This window comes from Leucobacter alluvii (genome assembly GCF_039530485.1).
Classification (GTDB): domain Bacteria; phylum Actinomycetota; class Actinomycetes; order Actinomycetales; family Microbacteriaceae; genus Leucobacter; species Leucobacter alluvii.
Genome location: NZ_BAAAOP010000012.1, coordinates 397,737 through 411,387 on the forward strand (window position 1 = coordinate 397,737; position 13,651 = coordinate 411,387).

Genomic DNA, 13,651 nt, shown 5'->3' on the forward strand with positions numbered 1-13,651 from the left:
AACAGGATCGCGCACCTGGGGGCGCGGGACGGTTGGGGGAACCACCCGGGTCACACGGTGAACTCGACCGAGTCCCAACCCGTCGCACCGTTCGGTGCGGGCGGCGCCGTTGCCGCGGTCTGCGTGTAGCCCGATCTGTCGGTCGCCCGCACGCGCGCCGTATGCCGCCCCGGGCTCGACGGCCAGGCGAGCGTCCACTGCACCCACGTGTCGTCCGAGATCGCTGAGGCCAGCGTCGCCTGCTGCCACTCGCCGCCGTCGACCTGCACTTCGACCCGGTCGATACCCGTGTGCTGCGCCCATGCCACTCCCGCGATCGCGATGGTATCGCCCGATGCGTTCGCGCCGGAGCGCGGGGTGTCGATGCGCGACGCCGTCTTGATCGGCCCCAGTTCCGACCAGCCGCGCGGGGTCCAGTACCCTTCCGCGTCGGCGAACCGCGTCACCTCTAGACGCGTGACCCATTTCGTCGCGGAGACGTATCCGTACAGGCCGGGAACGATCAGGCGCGCGGGGAACCCGTGCTCGGCCGGCAGCGGCTCGCCGTTCATCCCGACCGCGAGAAGCGCATAGCGGTCGGGGTCGGTGAGCGTCTCGAGGGGCGTGCCGGCCGTGAAGCCGTCCGGCCCGGAAGACAGCACCATATCGGGCTCTTCCCAGATGAAGGTGTAGGTCGGTCGGGCGCGTCGGTCCGCAGATAGACGTCGAGGTCTCCCGACGATGGAGGTTCCTACGCCATCCATCGGTAAGACCTCGACGTGCCCGACGCTACCCCGCCGGCCGGCTTCGGCCGCCCTGACCTAACCGCCTTCGTGGCTCATCCCAATCGGCTCTGATCGGGTCTGCTGACCCTCTCGACGAGAACGCAGCGACATCACAGCCACCCAACCCCGACCGTCCGGGAAGCCGGGGCACGTCACATGGGCTGTGCTGCGGGCGTGTCGAGTGGGTAGTCCAGGGGCGACGCAGGAGCGTCGACGCGACGTGCTGAGAGGTGGTTCCAACCGAGCGCTAGGACACAAGGTACAGGCATGGCGATAGGTCAGGAACGGCGTCGCTCCCTGCGCAGGAGGGAGCGCAGAGTCTCGGCGTTTGCGTAGCCGACCCGTAGCGCGATCTCGGCGGAGGTGAGGTCCGTGGTTGCTGAGAGGTGTCGAGCTCGTTCGGTGCGAAGCCGTTGGACGAAGCCGAGCGGAGTGAGGTTGAGCGCCGCACGGACTCGTCGTTCGAGGGTGCGCCGGCTGGTGCCGAGCGACTGCGCGACGAAGGCGACGTTGAACGGTTCGTCCAGGCGGGCGCGCACGAAGCGTTCGAACTCGACGACGATCGGGTCCTCGTGCCGGAGATGTTCGTAGGCGACGAAAGCCGCCTGCGACGGGCGCTCGTCGATGATGAGGAGCTTGGCGACATGTTGGGCCAGGTCGGGGCTGATCGATCGCACGAGTGAGAGCGCGAGGTCGATGTGGGCGAAGGCGGCGCCGGCGGTGACGAGGTTCCCGTCGACCACGACCATGGTGTCGAGATCGAGGGCGACGGTCGGATAGCGCTTCCGGAACTCCGGCCCCAGGAACCAGCTGGTCGTCGCCCGCCGATGATGCATCCGTCCTGTCTCGGCGACGGCGAACACGCCGGTGCACGCCGCGGCGATCCGGGTGGTCGCGTCGTCGAGGCGCCCGAGTGAGGCGATGACCGAACGAGCATCTCGACTCTGGAGGGCGTCGTGGGTCGCGGCGGCCGTGAGGGTTCCAAGCGCAGGGACGACGACCACGTCGAACTCTCCGGACTCCGGCAGCGGGTGGTCCACCGACAGGGTCATCGATGCCGTCGTGGTCACTCGCCGTTTCGGTCCGAGGATGGCGAGTTCGATCGGGTCGATCCGCGGGTCGACATCGCCGCGGGCTCCGTCGGCCACCCGCACGATGTCGATGATCGACGCGATAGCCGAACCGAAGCAGCCGTCGATCGCGATCAGTCCGATACGCATGACGTAAACAATAGCAATACTGCCGTATACGCCACTCCCCACCGGCCCTCGCTCGTCATACGCTGAACTCGTCCAACGAAGAACCCCGACGTCAAGGAGAACCCCTCATGTCCACACCCGCATCACTTCCGTATGCCTTCGTCGCCAAGATCGTCGCGGCCGATGGACAGCACGACGCGGTCGCCGATCTGCTCGCCGGCGCTGTCGCACTCGCCAACGAAGAAGTAGGAACGATTGTCTGGTTCGCGGTCAGGACCCACGCCGACACCTTCTGGATCTTCGACGCATTCCCCGACGAAGCCGCTCGCGACGCCCACGCCAACGGCGCCATCGTCGCAGCCCTGATGGCCAACCAGCACCTCCTCGGCGCAGCACCCGAGATCCTGGCGGCCGACGTCCTCGCGTCCAAGCTCCCGTAGTCCGCCAACGCACGAGACGATCGCGCCCCGCCGAGTCGGTCCGCAGATAGACGTCGAGGTCTCCCGACGATGGAGGTTCCTACGCCATCCATCGGAAAGACCTCGACGTGCCCGACGCTACCCCGCCGCCCGGCTTCGGCCGCCCTGACCTGACCGCCTTCGCTCGACTCGACGGCCTCGGTCTGAGCGTGATCGGGCAACGACTTGAACCGGATCGTGCGGTCCTCGCGTGCCGCGTGGTGGAACCAGATCAGTGGTGCCGACGGTGCGGCAGCGAAGGCGCCGCTCGTGACACCGTGATCCGGCGGTTGGCCCACGAGCCGCTGGGCTGGCGACCGACCGTGCTGGAAGTTGTAGTGCGCCGCTACCGCTGTGCAGACTGCGGACACGTGTGGCGCCAAGACACCAGCGCCGCGGCGGAGCCACGCGCGAAGCTCTCGCGCACCGGGCTGCGGTGGGCGCTGGAAGGGATCGTGGTCGCACACCTCACCGTCGCCCGTGTCGCCGAGGGACTCGGGGTCGCGTGGGACACCGCCAACAACGCGGTCCTGGCCGAAGGCAAGCGGCTGCTGATCAACGACCCCACGCGGTTCGAGGGCGTGAAGGTGATTGGCGTCGATGAGCACGTCTGGCGCCACACCAGGCGTGGCGACAAGTACGTCACCGTGATCATCGACCTCACCCCGGTCCGCGATGGCGCCGGCCCAGCAAGGCTGCTGGACATGGTCGAGGGCCGGTCGAAGGCGGCGTTCAAGACCTGGCTCGCCGACCGCGACGACGCCTTCCGTGACGCGGTCGAGGTGGTCGCGATGGACGGCTTCACCGGGTTCAAGACCGCCGCTGCGGAGGAGATCCCGGACGCGGTCACGGTGATGGATCCCTTCCACGTCGTGCGCCTGGCCGGTGACGCCCTCGACAGGTGCCGGCGCCGGGTCCAACTCGCGATCCACGGGCACCGTGGGTTCAGGGACGATCCGCTCTACAAGTCGCGGCGCACGCTGCACACCGGCTCGGACCTGCTCACCGACAAGCAGAGCGACAGGCTACGCGCGCTGTTCGTTGATGACGCTCACGTCGAGGTCGAGGCGACCTGGGGTGTCTACCAGCGGATGATCGCCGCCTATCGCCACGAGGACCGGCAACGCGGCCGCGAGCTCATGGAGAAGCTGATCACCGACCTCAGCGCCGGCGTCCCCAAGGTGCTCACCGAGCTCACCACCCTGGGCCGGACCCTGAAGAAGCGAGCCGCCGACGTGCTCGCCTACTTCGAACGACCCGGCACCAGCAACGGGCCGACCGAGGCACTCAACGGACGGCTCGAACACCTGCGCGGCTCCGCACTCGGGTTCCGCAACCTGACCAACTACATCGCCCGAAGCCTGCTCGAGACCGGCGGCTTCAGACCCCAACTCCTACACCCCCGATTGGGATGAGCCCCATATCGGCGTCGCGCGAGACCCCCGCGCGTTCGAGGAGCTCGCGAATCGGATACCCGAGCCACGTCGCCGTGCCGATGAGGTCGCCGCCGACGGTGTTCGACACGCACGCGATCGTGGTGATGTGCTCCTCGAGCGGGAGCGCGAGAAGCTCGTCGTAGGTGATGGTCATCGGGGTGTCGACGAGGCCGCTGATCTCGAGCCTCCAGGCGGAGGGGTCGATCCTCGGCACCTGCAGCGCGATATCGATGCGATAGAAATCCGCATTCGGAGTGATCAGCGGGCTGATTCCTGGTACATCGAGTTGCGCGCCCGCCTGGACCGCCGGGGCCGCCGTTGCCGGGGCCGGAAGCCTGATCGCCGATCGCGCCGCGAGATATGCGGCGCTGCCGGCGTTCTTCACCCGAGCACCGACGCCGACGATCAGGGCGGCCGCCGAGGTCGCGCCGACGAAGACCAGGAAGCTGCGCCTCTCGAACTTCGCACTGCGCTGCTTCGGGTGCACGACTCCGGCCGACCGATGCGGCCCCGGCTCGTCTCGCAGGGCAGCGGGCGCCGATTCGGCGTTCCGGGAGACGACTGCGGCGCGCCACGCGACAGCCTTCGGTCGGCCGCGATGCAGCACCCAGAGTCCTGCGATCGTCCCGAGCCCCGTCGGCAGCGCCCACAGCGGCGTGGCCTCCGCGCGCGTCAGAATCGCCAGCAGCGCGACGGCGGAGACCCCGATCAGGACCACCATCCCGAACCCGCGCCAGGCCACCTCCACCGCACCTGCCACGATGGCGAGCACCAGCAGCACGACGCCGAGGATGACGAACAGCGCCACCTTGTCGGCGGTGCCGAAGAGGGAGATCATGCTGTCTTTCACCCAGCTCGGCGCGAGGTCGATCGCGAGCGACCCGACGGCGAACACGGGTGACGAGCGGGGGTTCACGAACGCGGCGACGAGTTCTGCGACGCCGAGCACGGCGAGCGCCGCTGCGATTCCGAGCACAGCGCCGCCTGCCCGTGTTTCAGCTCCGCCCGTGTGCATGGGCTCACCGTAACGAGGCAACATGCAAAAAGCCCCGCCGAAGCGGGGCTTTCCTGCAGTTTGGGGGTTAGACCATCTTGGTGACCTGATCGAAGCTCAGCTCGACCGGGGTCTCGCGCTCGAAGAGCGAGACGAGCACCGTGAGCTTCCCAGCAGCGGGGTTGATCTCACTGATCGTGCCGGGCAGCCCCTCGAAGGAGCCCGACTTGATCGTGATGGTCTCGCCGACCTCGAAGTCGATCTCGACGTTGCCCTGAGCTGCGGCGTTCGCGGCGGCCTTGCCCTTCGCCGTGGCGGCGGGCTCGAGCTCGACGGTGCTCTTGAGCATCTCGAACGCTTCGTTGATGCGCAGCGGGACGGGGTTGTGAGCGTTGCCGACGAAGCCCGTGACCCCGGGGGTGTGGCGCACGACGGACCACGTGGTCTCGTTGAGATGCATGCGAACGAGCACGTAGCCCGGGATGCGCACGCGCGTCACCATCTTGCGCTGGCCGTTCTTGACCTCCATGACCTCTTCCATGGGGACCTGGATCTCGAAGATGTCGTCGACCGCGCCCATCGTCTCGCGACGGTTCCAGAGGTTCGACTTCACCTTGCGCTCATAGCCGGCGTAGGTGTGGATCACGAACCACTTCCCGGGACGGCGGCGCAGATCCTTCTTGAAGGCCTTGTAGGGATCGACGGCGGTCTCGCCGTCTTCATCGGTCTCTTCTTCCGACTCCTCGTCGACGATCGCGCTGGCGGCAGCCTCGGCCTCTTCAGCGCTATCGATGTCGAGCGCGTCCTCCACGGCAGCGTCCACATCGGGGTCCGTCGACTGCACCAGTGCGTCGAGTGCCGCGTCGAGGTCTGCCTCGGGGGTATTGTTCTCGCTCGTCATCTCTACTTGCTTTCCTTGCTCTACGGTCGGTTCGTTCGGCGGCTGATCAGCCGAGCGTCGTTCCGAATAGGAAGACCGTCACGAATCCGAACGCCTGGTCGAGTACCCACACCAACGCCATCATGATCAGCACGAAGGCGATCACGACGAGGGTGAAGTTGATGAGTTCTTTGCGGGTCGGGGTGACGACCTTCTTCAGCTCGGCGATGACCTGCTGAATGAACAGAATGATGCGGCTGAACCAGTTGCGCTTCGCGGCGCGATCGGCTTTGGCGCGCTCGACAAGGCCGCCGCTCTCCTCAACTTCGGTGCTGCTCACTCGCATGTCCTTTCCGTTGCCCCCGTTCGGCGCTTTCGCGCCGAACGGGTTTGGCAGGGCAGACAGGACTCGAACCTGCAACCTGCGGTTTTGGAGACCGCTGCGCTACCAATTGCGCCACTGCCCTATGGTGTGTTCAACCCAATCTCCCAGCCCTGGCGGCATAGGAAATTTTGGCAGAAGTCAACTACCGAGAAACACTCTACGCGATCCGCCTGGCGCTGTCGAACCGAGCGGGGTGCTCCCGGGCGCGTCGTGGCTCGGGGCTGCGACTCGCCGGACCGGCACCGCGTTGCGGCGCGGGCGGGCGATCCTCCGCATCCCGTGGGATCGCACCCGCACGGCGCCGCCCGGGGATAGGATCGAATCGTGAGCCACATCTCCCGTTTATCAAAGAAGATCTCCGCAATCGCCGAGTCGGCGACGCTCAAGGTCGATGCGAAGGCGAAAGCCCTGCAGGCCGAGGGTCGCCCCGTCATCAGTTACGCGGCAGGTGAACCAGACTTCTCCACGCCGCAGCACATCGTCGACGCGGCCCGCTCCGCACTCGATGATCCGAAGAACTTCCGGTACACCGCAGCTGCGGGCCTTCCCGATCTCAAGCGCGCGATCGCCGACAAGACCGCGCGCGACTCCGGCTGGGCGGTCGAGCCCTCCCAGGTCGTCGTCACCAACGGCGGGAAGCAGGCCGTCTACCAGGCCTTCCAAGTGCTGCTCGATCCGGGCGACGAGGTGCTGCTGCCCGCACCGTACTGGACCACCTATCCCGAGGCGATCCAGCTCGCCGACGGCGTTCCCGTGGAGGTCTTCGCAGGAGCGGAACAGCACTACAAGGTCACGGTCGAACAGCTCGAAGCGGCGCGCACCGAGCGCACGAAGGTGCTGCTCTTCGTATCGCCCTCCAACCCGACCGGCGCCGTCTACTCGCCGGAGGAGACGCGCGCGATCGGCGAGTGGGCGCAGGCCAACGGGCTGTGGATCATCGCCGATGAGATCTACCAGAACCTCACCTACGACGGCGTGCGCGCGGTCTCCATCGTCGAGGCCGTCCCCGCGCTGCAGGATCGCGCGATCCTCGTCAACGGTGTCGCGAAGACCTACGCCATGACGGGCTGGCGCCTCGGGTGGATGGTCGGCCCGGCCGACATCGTCAAGGGCGCGTCGAACCTGCAGTCGCATCTGACCTCGAACGTCAACAACATCGCGCAGCGCGCTGCGATCGCGGCGCTCACGGGTCCGCAGGAGCCGATCGAGGCCATGCGGCAGGCCTTCGATCGTCGGCGCAAGCTGATCGTCGCCGAGCTCAACGAGGTCCCCGGATTCCACTGCCCGACGCCCGAGGGTGCGTTCTACGCCTACGTCGACGTCACGTCGGCCCTCGGCAAGACCTATCGGGGCGTCACGCCCGAGACGTCGCTGGAGCTCGCGGACCTCATCCTCTCCGAAGCCGAGGTCGCTGCCGTTCCCGGCGAGGCGTTCGGCCCGAGCGGGTACCTGCGCTTCAGCTACGCACTCGGCGACGAGGCGCTCGTCGAGGGTGTCCGCCGAATTCAGGCGCTGCTGAGCGAGTAGAACGGCCGCCCGCGCGCATCTCAGCAGCCGCTAGCCGAACTGCGCGTAGTACTCGGCGGCGTCTGCCACGTCGTTGTTGTACGACGCGCTCGGGTTGTAGCCGTCGAGTGCCGCGATCCAGTGCTCGCCGACTGTGAGGTCGAGTCCCGGGTCGCACAGCAGCGCTGCAGCTGACAGAGCCGCGTCATCGATCTGGTCGATCTCGATGCGCCCGTCGCCGTTGCCGTCGCGGCCGAACACGTCCCACGTGCTCGGAATGAACTGCATCGGCCCCACCGCGCGGTCCCACTGCGCATCTCCGTCGATGGCGCCGCCGTCGGTGTCGGGGGTCGCGAGAAAATCGGTGCCATCGAGCGGCACGCCGATGATGCGTGGCGTCGTCTCGCCGCTCGGCAGCAGCCTCGCGCCGTCGATGCTGCCGTGCTCGGACTCGATCTTGCCGATGCCTGCGAGCATGTTCCAGCCGAGCCGGCAGCCCGGCTGCTCGTCTGCGAGCGTCAACGCCGCCATCGCGTATGCGCGGAGGGCTCGCTCGGGAATGTCCGCTGCGCCGGAGACCCGCTGGAGCCACGCGGCATCGGCAGCCGGCAGCGCGCTGCCCGCCGCAGTCGGGGGCGGGGCGGGCGACGGGGGCGACGAGTCGGTCACGTGCGCCGGCGACGGCCCTCCCCCGTTCCCCTGGCCCGTCCCGACGAGGACGGCCGCGCCTGCAGCGACGATGAGCGCAGCGAGAGCGACACCGCCGACGGCGTAGCGGAGAGTGCGACGGCCACGCGATTCTGCGCGGGCAGCGGCGCCGCGATCCGTGTCATCCATTGCCTCCAAGATATCGGGAATGAACCAGCATCTCGCGTGTTACATTTGTATGCAGGCGCATATAAGTGGCGTAGAAGACGAGACACACAGGAGCACATCATGGAATTCGGGATCTTCTCGGTCAGCGACGTCACCCGCGACCCGGTCTCGGGCGAGACGCCGAGCGAGGCCGCACGCATCCAGGGACTCGCGGAGATCGCCGTACACGCCGAAGAGGTGGGCTTCGACGTCTTCGCCGTCGGCGAGCATCACAACGCGCCCTTCTTCTCCTCGAGCCCGACGACGTTCCTCGCCTACATCGCGGCGATGACGAAGACGCTGAAGCTCTCCACGAGCACCACGCTCATCACCACCAACGACCCGGTACGCATCGCCGAGGAGTACGCGATGCTGCAGCACCTCGCGAAGGGCCGTATGGACCTCATGCTCGGACGCGGCAACACCGCGCCCGTGTACCCCTGGTTCGGCAAGGACATCCGCTCGGCGCTGCCCCTCGCGCTCGACAACTACAACCTCCTGCACCGTCTGTGGCGCGAGGACGTCGTCGACTACGACGGCAATTTCCGCACCCCGCTGCAGGGCTTCACGAGCACGCCGCGCCCGCTCGACGACGTGCCCCCGTTCGTGTGGCACGGCTCGATCCGCACCCCGGAGATCGCCGAGCAGGCCGCCTACTACGGTGACGGATTCTTCTCGAACCACATCTTCGCCCCCTCCGAGCACTCCCTCCGCCTCGTCCGGTTCTACCGCGAGCGCTTCGAGCACTACGGGCACGGAACGCAGAAGCAGGCAGTCGTCGGCCTCGGCGGGCAGGCCTTCATGGCGAAGAACTCGCAGGACGCGATGTCGCAGTTCCGCCCCTACTTCAACGAAGCCCCCGTGTACGGCCACGGGCCGCGGCTCGAGGACTTCGCCAGCCAGACGCCCCTGACCGTGGGCAGCCCGCAGGAGGTCATCGATAAGACGCTCGGATTCCGCGATGTCTTCGGCGACTACCAGCGTCAGATGTTCCTCATCGATCACGCAGGCCTCCCCACGAAGACCGTGCTCGAGCAGCTCGACCTCTTCGGTTCGGAGGTGCTCCCGGTGCTGCGCGCCGAGATGGCGAAGGACCGCGGCCCAGAGGTCGCAGAAGCCCCGTCTCACGCCGACCTCATCACCGCCAAGTACGGCGACGCGGCGCCGCGTCAGCCCCGCCCGAACGCGAACCGGGGGGACAATGTCACCGGGGGTTCTCCGTACCAGGATTCACCCGCGAAGCGGGGAGCGGCGTTCGGGGTCGCCTGATCCCCCGTCCGTTCGCGGAGGGGCGCTGCTGCGGCAGCACCCCTCCTCTACCCGGTCAGACCCGCAGGATGAAGGAGAACGCGAGATGGAACAGCCCACTCGTATCGATGTGCGCCTCGCGAACGAGGCTTGGGAATCGGTGATGTCGGCGCACGCGGCGCTCATGCACACCTTCGCCGCCGAGCACATGTGGTCGGAGATCAGCATGCGCGAGTACGACGTGCTCTACACGCTCTCCAAACGCGGTGAGCCCATGCGCATGTGCGATGTGCAGGGCGGCGTACTGCTCAGCCAGCCCGCGCTCTCACGCATGGTGGAGCGCCTCGCCGCGCGGGGGCTCATCGCGCGTGAGCCCGATCCCCAAGACGGCCGCGCCGTGCTGCTCAGCCTCACCCCCGAGGGGGAGCGCCTGCAGCAGCAGGTCGGGCGGGCGCACGCGAAAAGCGTCGCACGGCAGCTCGGCTCCGCTCTCACCGCCCCAGAGCTGAACGATCTGCGCCGCCTCGCCGGCAAGCTCGTCACCGGCGACGCACCCGACTGATCGTCTCTCACCCTGTCATTCCCACCGCGTTCCTTGAGGAGCACCCCATGAACACACCATTTGAAGGATCAGCCGCTCCCTCGCCAGAGGCTTCGACCGCTCACCCGCGCACCCTCGCCGTCGTGAGTGCCGGCACCAGCGACCCGTCGACCACGACGATGCTCGCGAACCGCGTCGCAGAAGCCGCAGCGAAGCTCGCAGCGCAGCGCGGCATCGAACTGCGCGTTCGCTTCGTCGATCTCCGTGCACTCGCCGAAGACGTCACGACGGCGCTCGTCACCCAGCACGTCTCCCCCGCGCTGCAGGCGGCCAGCGACGTCATGCGCGACGCCGACGCGATCGTCGCGTCGACCCCCGTGTACAAGGCCGGCGCAAGCGGGCTCTTCACCGCCTTCTTCCAGGTGCTCGACAACGACCTCCTCATCGGCACGCCCGTCGTGCTCGGAGCGACGGCCGGCAGCGCCCGGCATGCGCTCGTCGTCGACGACCAGCTGCGCGGGCTCTTCGCGTACCTCCGCACCATCACCGTGCCGACCGGCCTCTTCGCGGCTCCCGATGACTGGACGAGCCGCGACTTCGGCAAGCGGATCGAGCGCGCTGCGACGGAGCTCGTCGCCCTCGTGGACGGCGGATTCCGTGAAGCGGTGCGCGGCGAGACGTGGGGCGCCTATCAGCACTCCTACGGCAGTGCCGGGGGAACCGAGCTCGGCATCGACTTCGACAGCGACCTCATGAAGCTTGCGACGGGCGGGCGCTGAGCTCGAACGCAGCGCGTTCGGGCACCGCGCCCGGTGGCGCCACAGCGCCAGCCCACGGAGCGCAGCGCGGGGTGGGGCGCTGAGCTCGAACGCAGCGCGTACGGGCACCGCGCCCGGTGGCGCCACAGCGCCAGCCCACGGAGCGCAGCGCGGGGTGGGGCGCTGAGCTCGAACGCAGCGCGTTCGGGCACCGCGCCCGGTGGCGCCACAGCGCCAGTGCTTCGGTGAGGGATCCGGCTTCGGTGAGGCCGATCCCGGTCTCTGGGTCTCACCGAAGTGGGATCTCTCACCCGAGGCGCACGGTGCGCGCGGCGACGCGCCCGGCCCACCGCAGGTCGTGCGTCGTGACGACCACGGCACCTCCCGCGGCGGAGAAATCGCGAATCACGCGCTCCAGACGGCGCATCCCGGCAAGATCTCGCCCGAGCGTGGGCTCGTCGAGGAGGAGCACCTCGGCCCGCAGCAGCAGCGCCGATGCGATGACGAGATCTTTGCGCTGCGCCGGCGCGAGGTCGTAGGGATGCTCGCCGGCGTGCTCGGCGAGCCCGGTCCGCTCGAGCACTCGGCCGACCGCCGCTGCGCGATCCGATCGAAGCTGCGCGCGATCTCGGCGCCGGTGAGGCGGCAGCGGCACGGCGCGCTCGAGTTCGGTCTGCACCGTCGCGGACGAGAGCTGCGCTCCGGGATCCTGACCCACCCAGCCCACCCACCGCGCGCGCTGGTGCGCCGGCAGGCCGTGCAACTCGGTGCGACCGACGTGCACCTCACCCGCGATGCGCACCGTCGGGTCGGCGTCGAGCATCCCGGCGATGGCACGGAGCAACGTCGATTTTCCGGTTCCGTTCGGGCCCACGATCGTCGCCACCTCGCCGCGAGCGACGCCGCAGTCGAACGATTGGAACACGGTCGACCTCCCGCGCACCACGGTGAGGCCGTGCACGTGCAGTCCAGGCGCGTCGAGATCGCGCCCAAGGAACGCGGCCTCAGTCGACGGGGGCTCGCGCTCCTCGGAGACGCCACCAGGGCGGGCGATCCCGACCGTGCTCCAGACCCCGTGCTCGGCCAGCAGCGCATCCGTGAGCGATCCGGGGTGCGCACTGTCGACGATGCGACCGGCCCGCAGGAACTGCACGCGATCCGCAGTCTCCGCCAGTTCGTCGAGCTGGTGCCCGGCGAGCAGCACGGCGCCTCCGGATGCGCGGAAGCGTCGAAGCGCTCGCGAGAGCCGCTGCCGGGCATCGGGGTCGAGCGATAGCGCGGGTTGATCGAGCACGAGCAGTGACGGTCCGAGCGTCATGAGACTTGCGAGGGCGACGAGCTGCCGTTCGCCTCCCGAGAGCGTGTCGAGGCGCCGGCCGATCAATCGTTGCATGCCGAACATGTCGAGGGCGGCGCGGACGTCGACGGGGCGTGCACTTCCTGCGAGCCGTGCGGGCAGTCGCACCTCGTCATCGACGTAGCTCGTCATGCCCGTCAGCTGGGCCTCGGGGTCGTCGCCGAGCATCGCGACGCTGCCGCCCACGGCTCGGGAGCCCGACGTCGCCCCGCGATCGCCGAGGAGCGCGGCCGCGAGTCGGCAGAGCGTCGAGGTGCCCGCACCCTGAGGTCCGAGCACGGTGAGCATCTCGCCCGGGCCGATACTCAGATCGACGCTCGCCAGCGCGCTCGTTTCGGCGCCGTGGAACGCGAAACCCGCCCCCGTGAGCGACAGCACCGGGGTGTCAGCCACGGAGCACCCCCAGCAGCTCGGATGCCGTCGGCGCCTGCAGCACGCCGCCGAGCGCGGCGGCCACCAGCAGTATCGTCGAGATCGGCGCCCCCCACCGGAGCGCGCGCTGCAGCGCGCCGTCGGCGTGATCCTGCAACTCGGCCGGCCGCGGGGATCGCCCGAATCCCCGCTGCTCGAGGGTGTCGTGCCGCTGGTCGAGCTGGACGAGCGAAGCCGTCAGCAGGCCACCGATGATGCCGGGCATGAGGCGCACCCGCGTGCGGAGCCGGGCGGTGTTCCAGCCTCGGGCCGCTCTCGCCGAGAGCGCGTGCGACACCTGATCGCGCAGCAGGGGAATCAGGCTCAGCGCGGTCGCGCAGACGTACGCGATGCCGAGCGGCAGGCGCAGACGGATCATGCCGTCGAACGTGCGCGCCGAATCGGAGCCGAACGCGAAGAGGGCGCAGACGGCGATCATCGCCGCGACCCGCAACCAGAGCTGCAGAGCGACGGAGAGCCCTTCGACGGTGAGCGCTGCCGCACCCCAGCGCCACAGCACCTCGAGGTCGTCGCCCGGGTAGAACAGCCCCTGGATGATGCCGACCATGATGAGCATCGGCACGGCCAGAACTGCGACGGTCGCGCTCCAGCGAGCGAAGCGCACACGTGGAGAGCACGCAGCGATCGTGGCGGCCACGACGAGCAGCGCGGCCGGCACGATCGGAGACGGAATACCGTAGGTGAGCACGAGCGCGCAGGCGAGCAGCACGAGCTCGGTGGCCGGGTGCAGCAGGCTCGCACGGCGGATCCCGGGTCGCCCGTTCGCCGCACCGATCGGGTCGGGCGGGGCGCTGCCCGCGTTCACGACCGGGTCAGCGGCGAACGGGCGATCCTCCAT

At 68.6% G+C, this 13,651-nt stretch carries 14 protein-coding genes and 1 tRNA gene; 6 read left to right on the forward strand and 9 right to left on the reverse strand.

Annotated elements, in window-relative coordinates:
* Window positions 1-50: 50 nt before the first annotated feature.
* Window positions 51-644 carry a molybdopterin-dependent oxidoreductase gene (locus ABFX18_RS13040; RefSeq protein WP_428833685.1) on the reverse strand — a complete coding sequence of 198 codons (594 nt, stop codon included), beginning with the start codon at window positions 642-644 and terminating at the stop codon, window positions 51-53.
* Between the two features lie 398 nt (window positions 645-1,042).
* Window positions 1,043-1,984, reverse strand: a complete 942-nt coding sequence (locus ABFX18_RS13045; RefSeq protein ID WP_087136509.1) for a GlxA family transcriptional regulator — start codon at window positions 1,982-1,984, stop codon at window positions 1,043-1,045.
* 107 nt (window positions 1,985-2,091) lie between these two features.
* On the opposite strand from ABFX18_RS13045, the gene ABFX18_RS13050 reads away from it, so the two are divergent.
* Window positions 2,092-2,403 carry a putative quinol monooxygenase gene (locus ABFX18_RS13050; RefSeq protein WP_033107114.1) on the forward strand — a complete coding sequence of 104 codons (312 nt, stop codon included), beginning with the start codon at window positions 2,092-2,094 and terminating at the stop codon, window positions 2,401-2,403.
* 107 nt (window positions 2,404-2,510) lie between these two features.
* Window positions 2,511-3,836 (forward strand): ISL3-like element ISPfr2 family transposase, encoded by a 1,326-nt coding sequence (locus tag ABFX18_RS13055; protein ID WP_346058547.1) that lies wholly within the window; start codon window positions 2,511-2,513, stop codon window positions 3,834-3,836.
* Here ABFX18_RS13055 and ABFX18_RS13060 read toward each other — a convergent pair.
* The 4 genes from ABFX18_RS13060 to ABFX18_RS13075 form a co-directional block, all read right to left on the reverse strand.
* Window positions 3,802-4,872, reverse strand: coding sequence for a molybdopterin-dependent oxidoreductase (locus ABFX18_RS13060; RefSeq protein WP_346058548.1), 1,071 nt, complete (start codon window positions 4,870-4,872; stop codon window positions 3,802-3,804). The genes ABFX18_RS13055 and ABFX18_RS13060 overlap by 35 nt on opposite strands.
* Before the next feature lie 67 nt (window positions 4,873-4,939).
* Window positions 4,940-5,752 (reverse strand): transcription termination/antitermination protein NusG, encoded by an 813-nt coding sequence (gene nusG, locus ABFX18_RS13065; protein ID WP_090146651.1) that lies wholly within the window; start codon window positions 5,750-5,752, stop codon window positions 4,940-4,942.
* A gap of 46 nt (window positions 5,753-5,798) precedes the next feature.
* Window positions 5,799-6,071 carry a preprotein translocase subunit SecE gene (secE, locus tag ABFX18_RS13070; RefSeq protein ID WP_090147422.1) on the reverse strand — a complete coding sequence of 91 codons (273 nt, stop codon included), beginning with the start codon at window positions 6,069-6,071 and terminating at the stop codon, window positions 5,799-5,801.
* A gap of 51 nt (window positions 6,072-6,122) precedes the next feature.
* Window positions 6,123-6,198: transfer RNA gene (locus ABFX18_RS13075), tRNA-Trp, on the reverse strand.
* A gap of 242 nt (window positions 6,199-6,440) precedes the next feature.
* Here ABFX18_RS13075 and ABFX18_RS13080 point away from each other — a divergent pair.
* The gene (locus tag ABFX18_RS13080) at window positions 6,441-7,643 is read left to right on the forward strand and encodes an aminotransferase class I/II-fold pyridoxal phosphate-dependent enzyme (RefSeq protein WP_090146649.1); all 1,203 of its coding nucleotides are present in this window, start codon (window positions 6,441-6,443) and stop codon (window positions 7,641-7,643) included.
* A gap of 30 nt (window positions 7,644-7,673) precedes the next feature.
* On the opposite strand, the gene ABFX18_RS13085 is transcribed toward ABFX18_RS13080, so the two are convergent.
* On the reverse strand, window positions 7,674-8,459 hold the full coding sequence (locus tag ABFX18_RS13085) for a lytic murein transglycosylase (protein WP_346058549.1): 786 nt from the start codon (window positions 8,457-8,459) through the stop codon (window positions 7,674-7,676).
* 99 nt (window positions 8,460-8,558) lie between these two features.
* Here ABFX18_RS13085 and ABFX18_RS13090 point away from each other — a divergent pair, with 99 nt between their 5' ends.
* From ABFX18_RS13090 to ABFX18_RS13100, 3 genes are all read left to right on the forward strand, one after another.
* Window positions 8,559-9,746 carry a CE1758 family FMN-dependent luciferase-like monooxygenase gene (locus ABFX18_RS13090; protein ID WP_346058550.1) on the forward strand — a complete coding sequence of 396 codons (1,188 nt, stop codon included), beginning with the start codon at window positions 8,559-8,561 and terminating at the stop codon, window positions 9,744-9,746.
* An 85-nt stretch (window positions 9,747-9,831) separates the two neighbouring features.
* Complete coding sequence (locus ABFX18_RS13095; protein WP_211650064.1) at window positions 9,832-10,287, forward strand: MarR family winged helix-turn-helix transcriptional regulator; 456 nt, start codon at window positions 9,832-9,834, stop codon at window positions 10,285-10,287.
* A gap of 47 nt (window positions 10,288-10,334) precedes the next feature.
* Window positions 10,335-11,045 carry a CE1759 family FMN reductase gene (locus ABFX18_RS13100; protein WP_346058551.1) on the forward strand — a complete coding sequence of 237 codons (711 nt, stop codon included), beginning with the start codon at window positions 10,335-10,337 and terminating at the stop codon, window positions 11,043-11,045.
* Window positions 11,046-11,331: 286 nt separating this feature from the next.
* Here the strand turns inward: ABFX18_RS13100 and ABFX18_RS13105 are convergent, their stop codons facing one another.
* Together ABFX18_RS13105 and ABFX18_RS13110 are read right to left on the reverse strand one after the other, a co-directional pair.
* Window positions 11,332-12,774 carry an ATP-binding cassette domain-containing protein gene (locus ABFX18_RS13105; protein ID WP_346058552.1) on the reverse strand — a complete coding sequence of 481 codons (1,443 nt, stop codon included), beginning with the start codon at window positions 12,772-12,774 and terminating at the stop codon, window positions 11,332-11,334.
* The gene (locus ABFX18_RS13110; RefSeq protein WP_346058553.1) at window positions 12,767-13,651 is read right to left on the reverse strand and encodes an energy-coupling factor transporter transmembrane component T family protein; all 885 of its coding nucleotides are present in this window, start codon (window positions 13,649-13,651) and stop codon (window positions 12,767-12,769) included. The genes ABFX18_RS13105 and ABFX18_RS13110 overlap by 8 nt, the downstream gene beginning before the upstream one ends.